Origin of the sequence: Aeromonas sp. 603757 (genome assembly GCF_049171255.1) — a bacterium.
GTDB classification, from domain to species: domain Bacteria; phylum Pseudomonadota; class Gammaproteobacteria; order Enterobacterales; family Aeromonadaceae; genus Aeromonas; species Aeromonas veronii_A.
The window spans coordinates 144230-158463 of the sequence record NZ_JAAKOE010000010.1; the positions used below are offsets into that span (position 1 = coordinate 144230).

At 59.1% G+C, this 14234-nt stretch carries 17 protein-coding genes; 8 read left to right on the plus strand and 9 right to left on the minus strand.

Translation table 11 applies throughout. The features are described from left to right. Positions 1-68: 68 nt before the first annotated feature. Positions 69-245, plus strand: a complete 177-nt coding sequence (locus tag G5332_RS11775) for a hypothetical protein (protein WP_005339947.1) — start codon at positions 69-71, stop codon at positions 243-245. Here G5332_RS11775 and G5332_RS11780 read toward each other — a convergent pair. The 3 genes from G5332_RS11780 to tatA all read right to left on the minus strand — a co-directional run bounded on the left by G5332_RS11780 (position 223) and on the right by tatA (position 2353). Then, positions 223-1644 carry a transglycosylase SLT domain-containing protein gene (locus G5332_RS11780; protein WP_227341810.1) on the minus strand — a complete coding sequence of 474 codons (1422 nt, stop codon included), beginning with the start codon at positions 1642-1644 and terminating at the stop codon, positions 223-225. The two genes, G5332_RS11775 and G5332_RS11780, sit on opposite strands and share 23 nt — an antisense overlap. A 228-nt stretch (positions 1645-1872) precedes the next feature. Beyond that, complete coding sequence (locus G5332_RS11785; protein WP_101531245.1) at positions 1873-2175, minus strand: YfcZ/YiiS family protein; 303 nt, start codon at positions 2173-2175, stop codon at positions 1873-1875. Positions 2176-2191: 16 nt separating this feature from the next. After that, a complete protein-coding gene (gene tatA / locus G5332_RS11790; protein WP_005339944.1) occupies positions 2192-2353 on the minus strand; it encodes a twin-arginine translocase TatA/TatE family subunit in 162 nt (53 codons plus the stop codon). A 276-nt stretch (positions 2354-2629) separates the two neighbouring features. Here tatA and G5332_RS11795 point away from each other — a divergent pair, with 276 nt between their 5' ends. Beyond that, positions 2630-3598, plus strand: a complete 969-nt coding sequence (locus G5332_RS11795; protein ID WP_005348538.1) for a LysR family transcriptional regulator — start codon at positions 2630-2632, stop codon at positions 3596-3598. 77 nt (positions 3599-3675) lie between these two features. Here G5332_RS11795 and G5332_RS11800 read toward each other — a convergent pair whose 3' ends face one another. Together G5332_RS11800 and G5332_RS11805 are read right to left on the minus strand one after the other, a co-directional pair. After that, the gene (locus G5332_RS11800; RefSeq protein WP_040069536.1) at positions 3676-4275 is read right to left on the minus strand and encodes a YhgN family NAAT transporter; all 600 of its coding nucleotides are present in this window, start codon (positions 4273-4275) and stop codon (positions 3676-3678) included. Between the two features lie 99 nt (positions 4276-4374). Beyond that, positions 4375-4620, minus strand: coding sequence for a YecH family metal-binding protein (locus G5332_RS11805; RefSeq protein WP_421172521.1), 246 nt, complete (start codon positions 4618-4620; stop codon positions 4375-4377). A 209-nt stretch (positions 4621-4829) separates the two neighbouring features. Here G5332_RS11805 and G5332_RS11810 point away from each other — a divergent pair, with 209 nt between their 5' ends. Further along, positions 4830-6113 carry a dicarboxylate/amino acid:cation symporter gene (locus G5332_RS11810; protein WP_421172522.1) on the plus strand — a complete coding sequence of 428 codons (1284 nt, stop codon included), beginning with the start codon at positions 4830-4832 and terminating at the stop codon, positions 6111-6113. An 11-nt stretch (positions 6114-6124) separates the two neighbouring features. Here G5332_RS11810 and G5332_RS11815 read toward each other — a convergent pair whose 3' ends face one another. Together G5332_RS11815 and G5332_RS11820 are read right to left on the minus strand one after the other, a co-directional pair. Continuing rightward, positions 6125-6439: a DUF2007 domain-containing protein gene (locus tag G5332_RS11815; RefSeq protein WP_005339933.1), complete on the minus strand. Its 315-nt coding sequence runs from the start codon at positions 6437-6439 to the stop codon at positions 6125-6127. Positions 6440-6448: 9 nt separating this feature from the next. Then, entirely contained in the window at positions 6449-7351 is a 903-nt protein-coding gene (locus G5332_RS11820) for a LysR family transcriptional regulator (RefSeq protein WP_019444678.1), read from the minus strand. A 96-nt stretch (positions 7352-7447) separates the two neighbouring features. Between G5332_RS11820 and G5332_RS11825 the strand changes: the two genes are divergently transcribed. Together G5332_RS11825 and G5332_RS11830 are read left to right on the plus strand one after the other, a co-directional pair. Continuing rightward, entirely contained in the window at positions 7448-8500 is a 1053-nt protein-coding gene (locus G5332_RS11825; RefSeq protein WP_021231553.1) for an HlyD family secretion protein, read from the plus strand. Beyond that, on the plus strand, positions 8500-10053 hold the full coding sequence (locus G5332_RS11830) for a DHA2 family efflux MFS transporter permease subunit (protein ID WP_421172523.1): 1554 nt from the start codon (positions 8500-8502) through the stop codon (positions 10051-10053). The genes G5332_RS11825 and G5332_RS11830 overlap by 1 nt, the downstream gene beginning before the upstream one ends. A 77-nt stretch (positions 10054-10130) precedes the next feature. Here G5332_RS11830 and G5332_RS11835 read toward each other — a convergent pair whose 3' ends face one another. Then, the gene (locus G5332_RS11835; protein WP_421172524.1) at positions 10131-10757 is read right to left on the minus strand and encodes a lysoplasmalogenase; all 627 of its coding nucleotides are present in this window, start codon (positions 10755-10757) and stop codon (positions 10131-10133) included. A 187-nt stretch (positions 10758-10944) separates the two neighbouring features. On the opposite strand from G5332_RS11835, the gene G5332_RS11840 reads away from it, so the two are divergent. Then, entirely contained in the window at positions 10945-11088 is a 144-nt protein-coding gene (locus G5332_RS11840) for a hypothetical protein (RefSeq protein ID WP_162182404.1), read from the plus strand. 351 nt (positions 11089-11439) lie between these two features. On the opposite strand, the gene G5332_RS11845 is transcribed toward G5332_RS11840, so the two are convergent. After that, complete coding sequence (locus G5332_RS11845) at positions 11440-12558, minus strand: fatty acid desaturase (RefSeq protein ID WP_421172525.1); 1119 nt, start codon at positions 12556-12558, stop codon at positions 11440-11442. 147 nt (positions 12559-12705) lie between these two features. Between G5332_RS11845 and fabR the strand changes: the two genes are divergently transcribed. After that, a complete protein-coding gene (gene fabR / locus G5332_RS11850; RefSeq protein ID WP_005339921.1) occupies positions 12706-13326 on the plus strand; it encodes an HTH-type transcriptional repressor FabR in 621 nt (206 codons plus the stop codon). A 19-nt stretch (positions 13327-13345) separates the two neighbouring features. Then, entirely contained in the window at positions 13346-13711 is a 366-nt protein-coding gene (locus tag G5332_RS11855) for a YijD family membrane protein (protein WP_139442142.1), read from the plus strand. The last annotated feature ends 523 nt before the right edge of the window (positions 13712-14234 follow it).

Genomic DNA, 14234 nt, shown 5'->3' on the forward strand with positions numbered 1-14234 from the left:
CATCCTGCTGTCATGGCCGGGTGTCATAACGCTGGCGAGCCTCTTCACATATTCAAAAGGAGTTGCTGATGGAACTGCATGATACCCCGATGTTGCGCTATCTGGGCCAGCTCAGCCAGCCAGATCTCATCCCGGCCACCGGCCCTGCTCACTGGTTTTTGCAACACAGGGACGGTGGCTGGCAATTGCCGACCGTGCAGGCGACCCTGCCGGTCAACCGGCTCAGGGCTGAGCCGCTTCGATAGCGGCAGCCTTGCCCTCGATCTGGGGCAGGCTGAAACGATAGGCCACGTAGTACTTGTAGATGGTGCCGACATAGTTGATCGGCCCCTGTCCGACTTCGTTGGCCACCAGCTGATCCACGTTACCGAACCAGACGTTGGGATCGAGTCCCAGTTTCTCCGCCTTGCCTCGCAGCGCCTGCACCCGGTTCGGCCCAGCGTTGTAGGCGGCGAGGGCAAACAGGTGGCGGTTGAGCCGATCCAGCTTGGGATCATTGAAGTAGGTATCGAGGATCAACCGCATGTAGCGGCAGGCGGCCTCCACATTTCCCTCCAGCGTGGTGAGTCTGGCGCCGTTGATGCCGACTTCCCGCCCCGTACTGGGCAGCAACTGCATGAGGCCCACGGCCCCCTTGGGCGAGCGCGCCTTGGGATTGAGGCCGGACTCCTTGTAGCCAAGCGCCGCCAGCATCAGCCAGTCGAGATCGTATTGATTGGCGTACTTCTCCAGCACCTTGCGAATGGTCGCGAGGCGCCCCATAGGATCCGGCGCCAGGATATTGCTCATCTGATCGCTGCGAACCAGCAAGCGGCGCAGGGTCATGTCGCTGTAGAGGCTGTTGCGGCTGACGCTCGCCAGATAGCCATTGACCGCTTTCAGCAGCTCGGGGCTGTTCTTGCGCAGCGCCCAGCCACTGGTGCCGTTGCTGCGCAGGGGGATCAACTTGTGAGCCTTGAGACCGGAGATCATGCCACTCAGCCAGATCCGCCCCTTGTAGCTGTCGGTCACCGTCAGGGGAATAATGCCGGCGGCCACCATCTCCAGCAGATCGCCATCCTGTAGATATTCGGGCACCGTCTCGATATAGACGGGGGGCAGCCCCAACTCGCGAAACAACCAGTTGAGCTGGCGCAAGCTCTCGTAGTAGCTGGAGCTGGCCCGCACCCAGACCCGCCTGCCGGAGAGCTGGGTAATGCGGCTGAAGGCGGGCAGGCTGTTCTGGCTAACCACCCACTCCTCGATGGAAGAGATGAGCGGCCGGGAGAAGGCCACCTGTTCACGCCGGGTCGGGGTCACCGTCATGGTCGCCGCCACCAGATCCCCACGCCCCTCGGTCAGATAGTCCAGCAGCTTGTCCTGCCGCACCGGGATGTAGACCACCTTGAGTTTGACCTTCTCTTTAGCGAGATAGGTGTTGTTCAGCCAGCGCTCGAATCCTTGCAGCTGATTGACCAGAATGCCGTACTGGGTGCCGCGATCGAGAAAATAGAAACCGCGCTCATAGACCACCAGAGCCCTGAGTTCGCGCTTTTGCAGAATGCTTTCGAGGTCCCCGGGTTGGGGCAAACGCACCGGCTTGAGCTCAGCCGCCAGCAGGGAAAAACAGCAGAGGGCCAGCAGAGCCCAAATCCAGCGTCGCATCACGATGGCTGCCCCTGTGCTGAGGTCACGCCTGCTGCCTGTTGGCAGCACGGATCACGATAGAGGGTGGGATTGGGGGCAGAGATCCATCGCTGCGTCATGATATTTACGCCTTCTGTTGGCCGACTCGCGCCGGGCAAAACGTCTGTGGGATAGAGTAACTATAGAACGCCGACCCACAGCAGAAGGGTCAACACGGCAGGCAAACCTGCCGCGTTATCAGACAACTCAGATAGAGCGGGCCCGCATTTCGAAAATCAGTTTTTCGGCGGTGCAGGTGAATTGCAGGCGGGCTTTCAGGATCACGCCGTTGGCGCCCTGGGTCAGTTCGCTGCTCACTTGAGCTTCGGCGGTGACCTGTTTGGCAAGTGCTTCATAGGCAGCCAGCTTGGCGCGGGCATCCGCCTCGGCCGCGGCTTCAATAACCAGCTCCATCACATCGTCGCCTTCGCCGATGATGGTGCCGATCTCGGCAAAACAGCCGCAGCTGTCACAGGTTTCGTTCAGTTCAACTTTCTCGTCTACAGACATTTTCTACTCCTACTGCTTATTTCGGATGATTTGCGTCGTCACGCATCGCCTTGCGAAAATCTTTGATGGCGGTCCCCAGATCCTCACCTGCACTGGCAAGACGCTTGCTGCCGAAGACCAGCACAACGACCAGCAAGAGGATCAGCATATGCCAGATATGAATTCCACCGAGTCCCATAGGGATACTCCCTCACAAAGAGATATCTGTTACTTGTATCAAAATAGAGCGCAGGGATTGTTGGGCAAAATCAAGGCAGGTGCAAGTGAGCAAATAAATCATAGCCAAAAAATAGGGCGACCCTGAGGTCGCCATATTGATTGTGCTACATGTCCCCTCAACCGCTACATCCTGTACCAGTGGTTCATGCGAACCTGAGACCATTCGAGGATAAGATCGCCAAGATATGAAAACAAATGGTATAAATTCATCTTAGAATTGAAGAGGATTCATATCATGCTGCTGGAACAACTGGGTCGCATCGACCTCAATTTGCTGATTATCCTGCAGGTATTGCTGGAAGAGCGCAACGGCAGCAAGGCGGCACGCCGCCTTCATCTGAGCCAGTCCGCGGTCAGTAAAGCCCTCGGCCGTCTGCGCGATACCTTCAATGATCCCCTCTTCATCCGATCTGCCTACGGGCTGGAACCCACCGGCCGTGCCCTTGCACTGCAGCAGCAGTTGCAACCCATCCTGCTGTCGCTGGATAACCTGATCCAGCCGCCCGAGTTCGACCCCGCCAGCTCGGAGCGAGAGTTCGTCATCGCCAGCATGGACAGCGCCTTTACCCTGTTTGCCCCGCTCTACCTGAGCGAGCTGAAGCGGCAGGCACCAAGGATCCGCTTGCGTTACGAGGAGTGGACCGAGAACAGTCTGACCGAGATGAGTCAGGGACAGGTGGACATCGCCTTCGCGGTGCGGGAGAACTGCATCAGCTCCGATTATCGGCTCGATACCCTGCCCGACAGCATCTGTCAGCGAGTGCTGGCGGTCGATGACCTCACCTGTCTGGTGCAGCAGCACCACCCCGCGCTGCGAGAGCCCAACTGGAATCTGGAGCACTACCTCAGTTATCCCCATGTGCAGACTTACTGCGAGGGACGGGACCGCTGGATGCTGGATCACAAGCTGGCAGAGCAGGATCTCTACCGGCGTATCGAGGCAACCGTGCCCTCCTTCGAGGCGGCGCTGCGGATGGGGATGCACTCCGACATGATAGTGACCCTCTCCAGGCTCTACGCTCGCCACGCTACCCAGGTCTATCCGCTGTTGCAGCTTCCGCTGCCCATCGGGTTGGACAGCATCTCCCATCTGCTCATCTGGCATCAGCGTCACAGCGAGGATCCGGGCCACCGCTGGCTGCGGGAATTGCTGCTCTCCCTCATCATGAGCAAACTGGAACCCGCAGCGACCACTCACGAGTGACGACACGCCCTCTCGGCAGGAAGAAAAGAACGGGGCTCTGCGTAGCCCCGTTTCATTCACTTCAAGATGTAAACCGCTCAGCCTTGGCCGGTCACTGCCAGATAGTGATGTACCCCGTCCAGCAGCATCTGGACCGAGATCATCACCAACAGCATACCCATCAACCGCTCCACCGCAGTGAGTCCCCGCTCACCCAGCAGCTTGTTGAATACCTCGTAGAACATCAGGATCACCGCGCTGGCAGCCCAGGCCATAAAGAGCGCCAGCGACCAGTCCACCATCCGGCTGGGCTCCTGATTGGCCAGCAGCATCAAGGAGGCGAGGATCGAGGGACCGGCGATCATCGGGATCGCCATCGGCACCAGGAAGGGCTCCTCGCCCGCCGCCAGCCCGGTCACGCCCCCTTCACTCGGGAAGATCATCTTGATGGCGATCAGGAACAGGATAATGCCCCCAGCAATGCTGACCGCCTCCTGCCGCAGGTTGAGGAAGCCGAGGATCTGCTGACCGACGAACAGGAACAGCATCATGATGGCCAGCGAGAAGAGCAGCTCGCGCACCATCACCTTGCGACGTCGCTTGGGATCGATATGACGCAGGATAGAGAGGAAGACCGGCAGGTTGCCCAGCGGGTCCATGATCAGAAACAGCATGACTGCGGCAGAGAAAGTATCCATACAACGCCCGGGCTACGCCCTGAATAGGGAAAAGAGAAGGGGCGAAATATAGCAAAGGGCGAAGAATTGAGCGAGCGCCATGATGCGCTCGCAGCGGGATTAACCGTGGTTGCAGATCTTGTCGGCGCGGGTCTGGAAACCCTCGACCGAGTCGATGAATTTGCCGCGGGCAGCCAGAAAGTCGATCAGCGCTTCCGCATCCATCTCGCTGGCGCGGCAGGTATGAAAACGGGCCTCGGCACCGAACCGCTCGGCCATCGCCTGTTTCAGGCTGGCACGGGTAAATTGCCCCCCTTGTGCCAACATCATCTCCATCACTTCGTGACCATGAACCGATTGCGACATCTCTCACCTCAATAATGAACATATTTAATGCCAATTAAACATCTCCCCGCCCGGAGGGATCTTGATATAGGCCAATAAATTGCGCATTACCTGGTCAGGGGAGTGGTCACCGCCACCGCTTTGTCGATAATGTGGCAACCCGCGTCAGGGATCGCTACACTGGCGCCCCTTTTTGGCCATCGCAGACAATGTATAAGGATATTGGCGTCATGCTGTTCCATGGAGAGGCTCTCAAGCCCTGGCAGATCTGGACCCGCCGACCACTCTGGCTCAAGACCCTGATCGGCATGCTGACAGGGGTGGGTCTGGGCGTCGGCTTTGAAGAGCAAGCCCTGCTGCTCAAGCCCCTTGGCGTCCTGTTTGTCAACACCATCCAGATGCTGATGGTGCCCCTCATTTTCTGCTCGGTCATCGCCGGCCTCACCTCGCTGCTCAAGGGCAAGGCCCTCGATCGCATCGGCAGCAAGGCGATCTGCCTTTACTTCTGCTCGACCGCCATCGCCATCTGCATAGGCCTGATGATGGGCTGGCTGCTGGAGCCCGGCATGGGCGCCGACATGGGCCCCTATGAGCGGGTCGGCATGTCGGAACCACCCACCCTGGCCAGCGTGCTGAGCCATCTGGTGCCGAGTAACCCGGTACAGGCGATGGTGGATGGCAAGATCCTGCAAGTGATCGTCTTTGCGGTGGCGCTGGCGGTCGCCCTCAATGCCAGCGGTCGCCGTGGCCGCCCCGCCATCCTCTTCTTCACCTCGCTGGCCGAGGGGATGTTCAAGCTGACCCAGATGGTGATGGCGCTCGCCCCTTATGGTGTCTGCGCCCTGATGGCCTGGATGACCGGCAAGTACGGCCTCGATCTGCTGCTGCCACTGCTCAAGGTGATCGGCGCCGTCTACCTCGGCTGCCTGCTGCACGTGCTCGGGGTCTACAGCGGCCTGCTGCTCCTGCTGGCACGGCTCAATCCGCTGCACTACTTCAAGAGCATCGTTGATGCACAGGCGGTTGCGTTTACCAGCAGTTCCAGCAACTCCACCCTGCCCATCAGTCTGGCATGCGCCGAGAAGCGGCTGGGAGTCTCCCCCGCCATCACCGCCAAGGTGCTGCCCATCGGCGCCACCATCAACATGGATGGCACCGCCCTCTATCAGGGAGTGACTGCGCTGTTCGTGGCTCAGGCATTCGGAGTGGATCTGCACATGGTCGATTATCTGACCATCATCAGCATCGCCACCCTGGCCAGTATCGGTACGGCAGGTACCCCTGGCACCGGGTTGATGCTGCTGACCCTGACCCTGACGGCGGTGGGCTTGCCGCTGGAAGGGGTGGCACTGATTGCAGGCATTGACCGGATCCTCGACATGGCGCGCACCACGGTCAATGTATCGGGGGATATTCTGGTATCGGTGCTGATCGCCCGCAGCGAAAACGAGCTGGATCTGGCGACCTATCACGATGCCAGCGCAGGGGAAGATATCGAGTTCCCGCCGCGCTAGCGGAAGAAAGATCAGCTGTCGTGGGGATCGTGGTGACAGCGCCAGCAGACGTCGAAGTTGGCGCCGTTCTCCTCCCCGCACTGGCCGCACAGCCAGCCGTTTCCCTGACGCTGCTGGTAACGCTCGATGACCCGTCCTGCCTTGCTGCGATCCTCGGCCCGCACCATCAGGGTCACCTGCAACATGTCGACCGGCAGCTCGCCAAGGGCGCCAGACAGCCCCTCGCCATTGAGGCGCACCAGCACCCCTTCCGCCTCCAGCGCCCCTTTCAACGCGTGCGCCTCCAGGGTGTGTGAGGCGCGATAGAGATTGATCCAGTTATCCATAGCTCCCCCTTACAACAGCTTGTCGATGCCAAACTCGGCGCCGTTCTCAATCATGAAATCGATGAAGGCCCGCAACTTGCGCGGCATCAGTTGCCGCTCCGGAAACAGCAAATAAATCGGCACCCTGGGCTGCTGCCACTCTGGCAGCAGGATCACCAATTCGCCGCTGGCCAGCTCATCCTGACAGAGCATAGCGGGTAACGAGGCCAACCCCAGCCCCGCCTTCGCCGCCTCCCGGGCACAGGTAATATTATTGACCCGGAAACGGGATGGGGGGTCAACCAACACCTCTCTGCCATCCAGCTCGAAGCACCAGTGAGAGGCGAGAAATCCGCTGCTCACCGTCACCCGCTCGTGGTTGGCCAGATCCTCTGGCCGCTCGATGACCGGACTACGGGCCAGATAGTCCGGGCTGGCACAGAGCAGCCTTCCAGTGCTCCAGAGTCGGCGCGCCGCCAGATTGGAGTCGCTCATGTCGCCAATCCGCACCACCGCATCCAGCCCTTCGCTGATGGGGTCCACCACCCGGTTGGTCAGCTCCAGCTCCACCTGCAAGGCGGGATAGGCCTGCAAAAACTTGGCGACCAGGCGCCCGACCACCAGTTGCCCCGTCTCGATAGGCACCGCCAGTTTGAGGGTGCCGGTTACCTCCTGCTGGCTGGCGCTCAGCATCAGCTCGGCTTCGGTCAGGGCATCGACCGCCTTGCTGCAGTGCAGGTAGTACTTCTCCCCCTCCTCGGTCAACGTGAGCTGACGGGTGGAGCGATAAAGCAGACGCACTCCGAGCCGCTGTTCCAGCTCGGCGATGCGGCGGCTGACCATCGCCTTGGTCATCCCCAGCTCGCGGGCAGCCCCCGTAAACGAGCCCTTGTCGACGATACGCACCAGAATTAACGCGGCATTGAGATCCATTGTTGCACCAGTGAAACTGTATATCTCGTGAACCAATACTAATCGAAACAGTTGACCAGTGTTAGCCTGCGCCCCTTAAGTTCAGGAATCACAAAAATGAGTCAACACAAAAAAATTCCCCTGCTGGCAGCCATGATATTGGCGCTGCTCGGTCTGCTGTTCGCCGGTTACTGGTATCTTCACGGCCGCTATTTTGAAAGCACCGACAACGCCTATCTGCAAAGTGAAGTGACCGGGATCAGCTCCAAGCTGCCCGGCTATATCCGCGAAGTGCTGGTCACCGACAACCAGCCGGTCAAAGCGGGCCAACTGATCGCCCGTCTCGATGATCGCGAATACAAGACCAGGGTCGCGGAGGCCGAAGCCGACCTGCGCCTCAATCAGGCGACGGCCGAAAATCTGGCCGCCACCCGCACCCAACAACTGAGCCTGATCCAGCAGGCCGAGGCCAAGGTCGCCTCCGCCAATGCCGAACAGCTGCGTGCCAGCCAGCAGGTCAACCGGATCAGTCAGCTCAACCAGCGCCACTACAGCTCGCAAGACAGTCTGGACGAGGTGCGTGCCGGCCTGCAGGTCAATCAGGCGCAAGCCCGGGAGGCCCAAGCAGCCCTGCAAGCGGCCCGTGAACGACTGCTGGTACTGGATGCCGAACGTAAACAGAATCTGGCCAAGCTGGCGTTGAGCGAAGCGCAACTGGAGCAGGCCAAGCTGGAGCTCGGCTACACCGAACTGCGGGCACCGGCCGATGGCATCATCGGCAAGCGCAGCCTGCGGGAAGGCCTCTACGTCCAGTCCGGTATGCAGGTCGCCAGCCTGGTGCCGCTACAGCAGGTGTGGGTCGAGGCCAACTTCAAGGAGACCCAGCTCGCCCATATGCAGCCGGGCCAGAAGGTCGAAGTGGTGCTCGATGCCTACCCGGATCAACCGGTCGAGGGGATCATCGACAGCCTGGCCCCGGCCACCGGTGCCAAGTTCGCCCTGCTGCCACCGGAGAATGCTACCGGCAACTTCACCAAAATCGTGCAGCGGGTACCGGTGAAGATCCGCATCCCCGAGCCAGGCCCGCTGGCAGGCAAGCTGCTGCCGGGTCTCTCCACCGAAGTGATCGTGGATACCCGCACTCCTGAGCCCGTGGTGGCTGCCAACTGATGGAACCCATTCCACGTCGCAACTGGATCGCGGTCATGGGGGGGCTTATCGGCGCCTTCATGGCCATCCTCGATATCCAGATCACCAATGCCTCCCTGAAGGATATTCAGGGGGCCCTGTCGGCCACCCTGAGCGAAAGCTCCTGGATCTCCACCTCCTATCTGGTGGCGGAGATGATCGCCATCCCCCTGAGCGGCTGGCTGAGCCGGGGGCTGAGCGTGCGCCGCTACCTACTCTGGACCACCAGTGCGTTTATCGCCGCCTCCGTGCTCTGCTCGTTCAGCTGGAACCTCACCAGCATGATCGTCTTCCGGGCGCTGCAGGGCTTCACCGGCGGGGCGCTGATCCCGATGGCCTTCTCCCTCATCGTCACCCTGTTGCCGCTACAAAAGCGGGCCACCGGCATGGCGCTGTTTGGCCTCTGTGCCACCTTCGCCCCCGCCATCGGTCCGACCCTCGGCGGCTGGCTCACCGAGCAGATGTCGTGGCACTACATCTTCTATCTCAACGTGCCGCCGGGACTGCTGGTGATGGCCATGCTGGCCCACGGGCTGGATAAAAAACCGGTGGACTGGGCCGTGATCAAGCGGGTAGACCTCATCGGGATTGTCACCATGGCACTTGGCCTCGGCCTGCTGGAGGTGGTACTGGAAGAGGGCAACAGGGAAGACTGGTTCGGCTCAAGCTTCATCGTGCGACTGGCGGTCATCTCGGCAGTGGCGCTGGTGTTCTTCGTCATCAGCCAGCTGATCCGCCGTCACCCGCTGGTCAATCTGCGGCTGCTGCACAACCCGCGCTTCGCGCTGGCCTGCTTCGCCTATCTGATCCTCGGCATGGCGCTGATGGGATCTATCTATGTGCTGCCGCTCTACATGACCCAGATCCACAACTACAACGCTCTGGAAATCGGCGAAGTCCTGATGTGGATGGGACTACCGCAACTGCTGGTGCTGCCGCTGGTGCCCAAACTGACCCACAAGATAGACCCGCGCTATCTGGTGAGTTTCGGCTTCCTGATCTTCGCCGTCAGCTGCTTTATGAACGTCAACATGAGTGCCGACTACGCCGGGCCGCAGCTGATCCAGTCGCTTATCGTGCGGGCGCTGGGGCAGCCCTTCATCATGGTGCCGCTCTCCCTGGTCGCCACCGCCAGCCTGAGCCACGACGAGATCCCCTCCTCCTCGACCCTGCTCAACGTGCTGCGCAACCTGGGTGGTGCGTTCGGTATCGCCATCATCGCGACCATGCTCGATAACGATACCCGCACCCATGTGCTGCAAATTGGCGGCACTCTGGCCGCCAGCAGTATCGAGGGGCAAAACTATCTGCTGCAACTGGCCCAGAGCATGATGGCGCAGGGTTCAGGCCCCGAGATTGCCCAGCAGCAAGCACGGGCCATGCTGGCCAATACCATCAACCGGGAGGCGGCCATCATGGCCTACAACCAGGTGTTCTACATCATGGGGATCTTCCTGCTGATCGCCAGCGCACTGATGCTGTTGCTCAAATCCCCCGCCCCACGGGCTGCGGATGCCGAACCGCTAGAGGCGTGAAAAACGCCGGGCATAAAACGAAAAACGGGCCAATGCCCGTTTTTCGTTATCTGTTACCTGCACTCAACCAGAAGACGTTATCCCGCCAGCGACCCTGCAATCAGGAATTGCGCCGCGAAGTAGCTGCTCATCACCCAGGCGCGGGCGTGGGGAAAGGGGCGGCGGAAGCGATCGAGCGCCAGCATGCTGTCGGAGAAGAGGAACATCAGCGCCCCCACCAGAGCGGCGGCAGAACCGGCAGTGAGAGAGGCGTGCCAGGCACCGGCGGCCACCCAGGCCATGCCGATGATCACCAGCATGTAGCAGAAGACCGGGATCCGCATCTCCCCCAGCTTGCCCCACAGCAGGCCAAAAACCATGCCAGCGATCAGCAACAGCAGCAAACCATCCACCAGATTGAGCAACAACGGCCCTTGGGCAAAACCGACGATATAGCAGAGATGCGCGACAAGAAATGCCGCCAACCCCTGAATGAAGCGATCGCTTGGCAGCATCAGCAGCACATCGCCCGCCAGCGAGAGGCAGAGGCCGAGCAGGATCCAGGCGTGGGAACCGTCGTGGTCATAACTCTGGTAGCCGAACGCCAACGCGATGATAAACAGCATGGTCAGCGGCTTGCTGATATAGAACTGGCGGCTGTCTGAACCGTAGGCAGCACGGATGTGCCACCAACCTGAAGCGATGACCAAGAAACTCAATAACATGCCCTGCTCCTCACCTGTTGCTCGCAGTCATACGGCAACCGTTTTTATCATGGTACAGGGTAACAAATTCCCTCCCCCAGTGGCAGGGGTGCTTAGCAAATGGGCAGACTAAGCCTAAAGTCTAATTGCCGCCCCGAGTGGTTCAGGGCATAAGTGACGGGTCTGGAGGATCACCATGGAAGAAGCTATGAAAAACTATCTGCCCGCCATCGATATCATGATGTGCCATCTGGGGATCAGCTTTGAGCAGGCCTGCGAACAGCTGGGTCTCAGCCAGCAGGAGCAACAGGCACTGGATCAGTTGCAGCAACAGCAGAGCCAAGCCAACTAAGCCCTCCCGTTATTGGATATCATGATGTGCCATCCGGGGATCAGCTTTGAGCAGGCCTGCGAACAACTGGGTCTCAGCCAGCAGGAGCAGCAGGCACTGGATCAGTTGCAGCAACAGCAGAGCCAAGCCAACTAAGCCCTCCCGTTATTGGATATCATGATGCGCTATCTGGGGATCAGCTTTGAGCAGGCCTGTGAACAGCTGGGTCTCAGCCAGCAGGAGCAGCAGGCACTGGATCAGTTGCAGCAACAGCAGAGCCAAACCAACTAGCCCGTTCAAACATGCATACCAAAGAGAAGACCGCCAGCAGGCGGTCTTCTCTTTTAGTCTGTGTGATACCCCGGCAAGGCATCATGCAATGCCTGCCAGCAGGCGGCTCCAGTTGCGCTTACCAGTGATGAAGCTGTCCCGCAGGGCACGGTACTCCAATTGCAGCTTGAGACGGTCATAGCGCGCCAGCGCTTTGCGCTTGCGCTGCTCCAGCAGACGCTTTCGACTAGCGTAGTAATGCTGCAGCTGCTGGCTCAGCTTCGAATACTCCTCCTGCAACAGTGCCTGCCACAACTCGCGGTCATCCTGCTTGCAGAGTTGCGCCTGGGCCAGTTTCAACTGCATCTCCAGCCTCGCCTGTTCAATCCGCTCTTCCGGCACGGAACGAAGGTCTGCCGCCAAGCCACACCAGGAGGCGAACCGGATCAACCACTTGGTCGGATCGAACTGCCACCAGTGAATGCCATTGCGGTAATCATGCTCGAACAGATGGTGAAAGTTGTGGTACCCCTCGCCAAAGGTGAAAAAAGCCAGGATGCCGTTATCGCGAGCAGTATTGCGATCGGTATAGGGCTGACTGCCCCAGATGTGGGCCAGAGAGTTGATGAAGAAGGTGGTGTGGTGAGTCATCACCATCCTCAGCACGCCCGCCAACAGCAACATGCCGAGCAAGTCCCCGTGCCACAGGCCAAGCAGCAGCGGCAGCCCCAGATTAGCCGCCAGTGCCAGCGTCAGATAGTGACGATGCTGAAACGCGACCACCGGGTTGTTTTGCAGGTCTCGCACATTGCTGTAATCACCATAGCGATCTCCCTGATGCTCTCGCAACATCCAGCCGATGTGCGAATACCAGAAACCGCGCCCCGCGCTGTAGGGATCTTTATCGTTGTCATCCACATGACGATGGTGACGGCGGTGATCGGCCGACCAGTGCAGGGCCGAATTCTGCAGCGCCAGCGCACCACCAATCGCAAACAGCCACTGCAACGCAGGATGCGCCTTATAAGTCTTGTGTGACCAGAGGCGGTGATAACCCGCAGTGATGGATAAACCACTCAAACAGAACAGCAGCAGGAAAGTGACCCACTGCCAGATATCGTAACCGTGGCTCATGCCATACCAAGGCACGGCAACCAGAGCGACCAGTCCGGAGAGGGAGAACAACAGGGTATTGGTGATAATAATCGGGGGTTTAGCCATCTTCTTGCATCCTTTCAGCGAACAGCTGTTAGCCATTTTCCATGGCAACTTCGCCATGGTCAATGGTAAAAAAGTAGGATACAAACCTGATCCGAAGGCGCCTTCGGGTTATCATTTGGCCTCGTTAAGCTGAAGGTGACTGATTTCGTGGGTATTCGCGCTCAACAAAAAGAAAAAACACGGCGTACATTGATTGATGCTGCATTCAGCCAACTGTGCGCCAACCGAAGTTTCTCCAATCTCAGCCTGCGGGAAGTCGCTCGCGAAGCGGGTATCGCGCCCACCTCTTTCTATCGCCACTTTCGCGATATGGAGGAACTGGGCCTGACCTTGGTTGACGAAGGAGGTCTCACCCTGCGCCAACTGATGCGCCAGGCACGCCAGCGCATTGCCGGTGGTGGCAGTGTCATCAGCACCTCGGTGCAGACCTTTATGGAGTTTGTCGAGAACAACCCCAACATCTTTCGGCTGCTGCTGCGGGAACGCTCCGGCACCTCGGCCGCCTTTCGCCAGGCGGTAGCTCGCGAAATCCAGCACTTTATCGCAGAGCTGACCGATTATCTGGAAGCCACCACAGAAGCACCACGGGAAGATGCCTACATCCAGGCAGAAGCCATGGTCACCATCGTCTTCAGTGCCGGTGCCGATGCACTCGACATGACCAGCGAAGAGTGCCGTGCACTCTCCGACCGAACAATTCGCCAACTGCGGATGATCGCCATGGGCGCCGAGGTACAAAACCAGAAGCGCCGTGAACCTCACCCATGACCACAGGATGGAGAACGACATGCCTGAACAGCTTATGATCCCGAAAAAACCGCTTGCCATGGCCATGCTGATTGGTATCTGTGGCGATGCCTCTCTGGCCGTGCTGACCAACTCGGTCGTGCCTTTCTCCTTCTTCCCGCTGATTGCCCTCTGGCTGGCGGCCTATCAGCTGTTCCAGCACTATCGCCATGAACCCATGGTGGGCAACACCCCCATCTGTACCCTGCTCTGCTTCTTTATCGGTGTCTTCGGTCACTCCGCTCTGCTCAAGGTGCAATACCCGGAGCTTGGCAGCAACTTCTTTTCCCTGATCATGATGCTGCTGTTACTGGCGGCCCTCTCCATCAAGCTCGGCCTGAGCATTGGCAACAAAGAGAAGCCCTGATAAATCAACCGAGTGATGGTAATCAGTTGATAGATAAAGCAAAGAGGCCTTCCCGTCGGGAAGGTCTCTTTGCTTGAACTGTACCTGATGAATCCGGCAATCTCGGTATTCCCAACCTAGCCAAACGGCTTGGCTTCAAGATCGATGTGCAGATGGAAGCGGAGGTGGTAAATATGGGACTGCCCTTTAGTCAGCAAGCGGCAGAAGCCTGATTTGACCCCTTGTAGACTCGTTCAAATGGCTGATAAGGCCCGGATATAGCCCGAAAATGGCGGGAATAACCGGCTATCTGGCACTCTTACTTGGCAGAGAAAAGCCAGATATTGGTGGTTTAAGGCGCTAAAAACACCAAAGCCCGGTTATGAAACCGGGCTTTGTGTTGATTCTTGCGTACAAATCTGTGGCCACTGGACAAAACCACCCATAGCAAAAAGGCCTTCCCATCAGGGAAGGCCTTCAAATTAGTGGCGGAGCGGACGGGACTCGAACCCGCGACCCCCGGCGTGACAGGCCGGTATTCTAA

Excerpts from the sequence above, each read along its gene's own strand:
- G5332_RS11780 (WP_227341810.1), bottom strand. The coding sequence starts at position 1,644 with ATGCGACGCTGGATTTGGGCTCTGCTGGCCCTCTGCTGTTTTTCCCTG.
- G5332_RS11815 (WP_005339933.1), bottom strand. The coding sequence starts at position 6,439 with ATGGATAACTGGATCAATCTCTATCGCGCCTCACACACCCTGGAGGCG.
- G5332_RS11845 (WP_421172525.1), bottom strand. The coding sequence starts at position 12,558 with ATGGCTAAACCCCCGATTATTATCACCAATACCCTGTTGTTCTCCCTC.
- G5332_RS11825 (WP_021231553.1), top strand. The coding sequence starts at position 7,448 with ATGAGTCAACACAAAAAAATTCCCCTGCTGGCAGCCATGATATTGGCG.
- G5332_RS11785 (WP_101531245.1), bottom strand. The coding sequence starts at position 2,175 with ATGTCTGTAGACGAGAAAGTTGAACTGAACGAAACCTGTGACAGCTGC.
- G5332_RS11775 (WP_005339947.1), top strand. The coding sequence starts at position 69 with ATGGAACTGCATGATACCCCGATGTTGCGCTATCTGGGCCAGCTCAGC.
- tatA (WP_005339944.1), bottom strand. The coding sequence starts at position 2,353 with ATGGGACTCGGTGGAATTCATATCTGGCATATGCTGATCCTCTTGCTG.
- G5332_RS11840 (WP_162182404.1), top strand. The coding sequence starts at position 10,945 with ATGAAAAACTATCTGCCCGCCATCGATATCATGATGTGCCATCTGGGG.
- G5332_RS11800 (WP_040069536.1), bottom strand. The coding sequence starts at position 4,275 with ATGGATACTTTCTCTGCCGCAGTCATGCTGTTTCTGATCATGGACCCG.
- G5332_RS11835 (WP_421172524.1), bottom strand. The coding sequence starts at position 10,757 with ATGTTATTGAGTTTCTTGGTCATCGCTTCAGGTTGGTGGCACATCCGT.
- G5332_RS11805 (WP_421172521.1), bottom strand. The coding sequence starts at position 4,620 with ATGTCGCAATCGGTTCATGGTCACGAAGTGATGGAGATGATGTTGGCA.
- G5332_RS11820 (WP_019444678.1), bottom strand. The coding sequence starts at position 7,351 with ATGGATCTCAATGCCGCGTTAATTCTGGTGCGTATCGTCGACAAGGGC.
- G5332_RS11795 (WP_005348538.1), top strand. The coding sequence starts at position 2,630 with ATGCTGCTGGAACAACTGGGTCGCATCGACCTCAATTTGCTGATTATC.
- G5332_RS11830 (WP_421172523.1), top strand. The coding sequence starts at position 8,500 with ATGGAACCCATTCCACGTCGCAACTGGATCGCGGTCATGGGGGGGCTT.
- G5332_RS11810 (WP_421172522.1), top strand. The coding sequence starts at position 4,830 with ATGCTGTTCCATGGAGAGGCTCTCAAGCCCTGGCAGATCTGGACCCGC.
- G5332_RS11855 (WP_139442142.1), top strand. The coding sequence starts at position 13,346 with ATGCCTGAACAGCTTATGATCCCGAAAAAACCGCTTGCCATGGCCATG.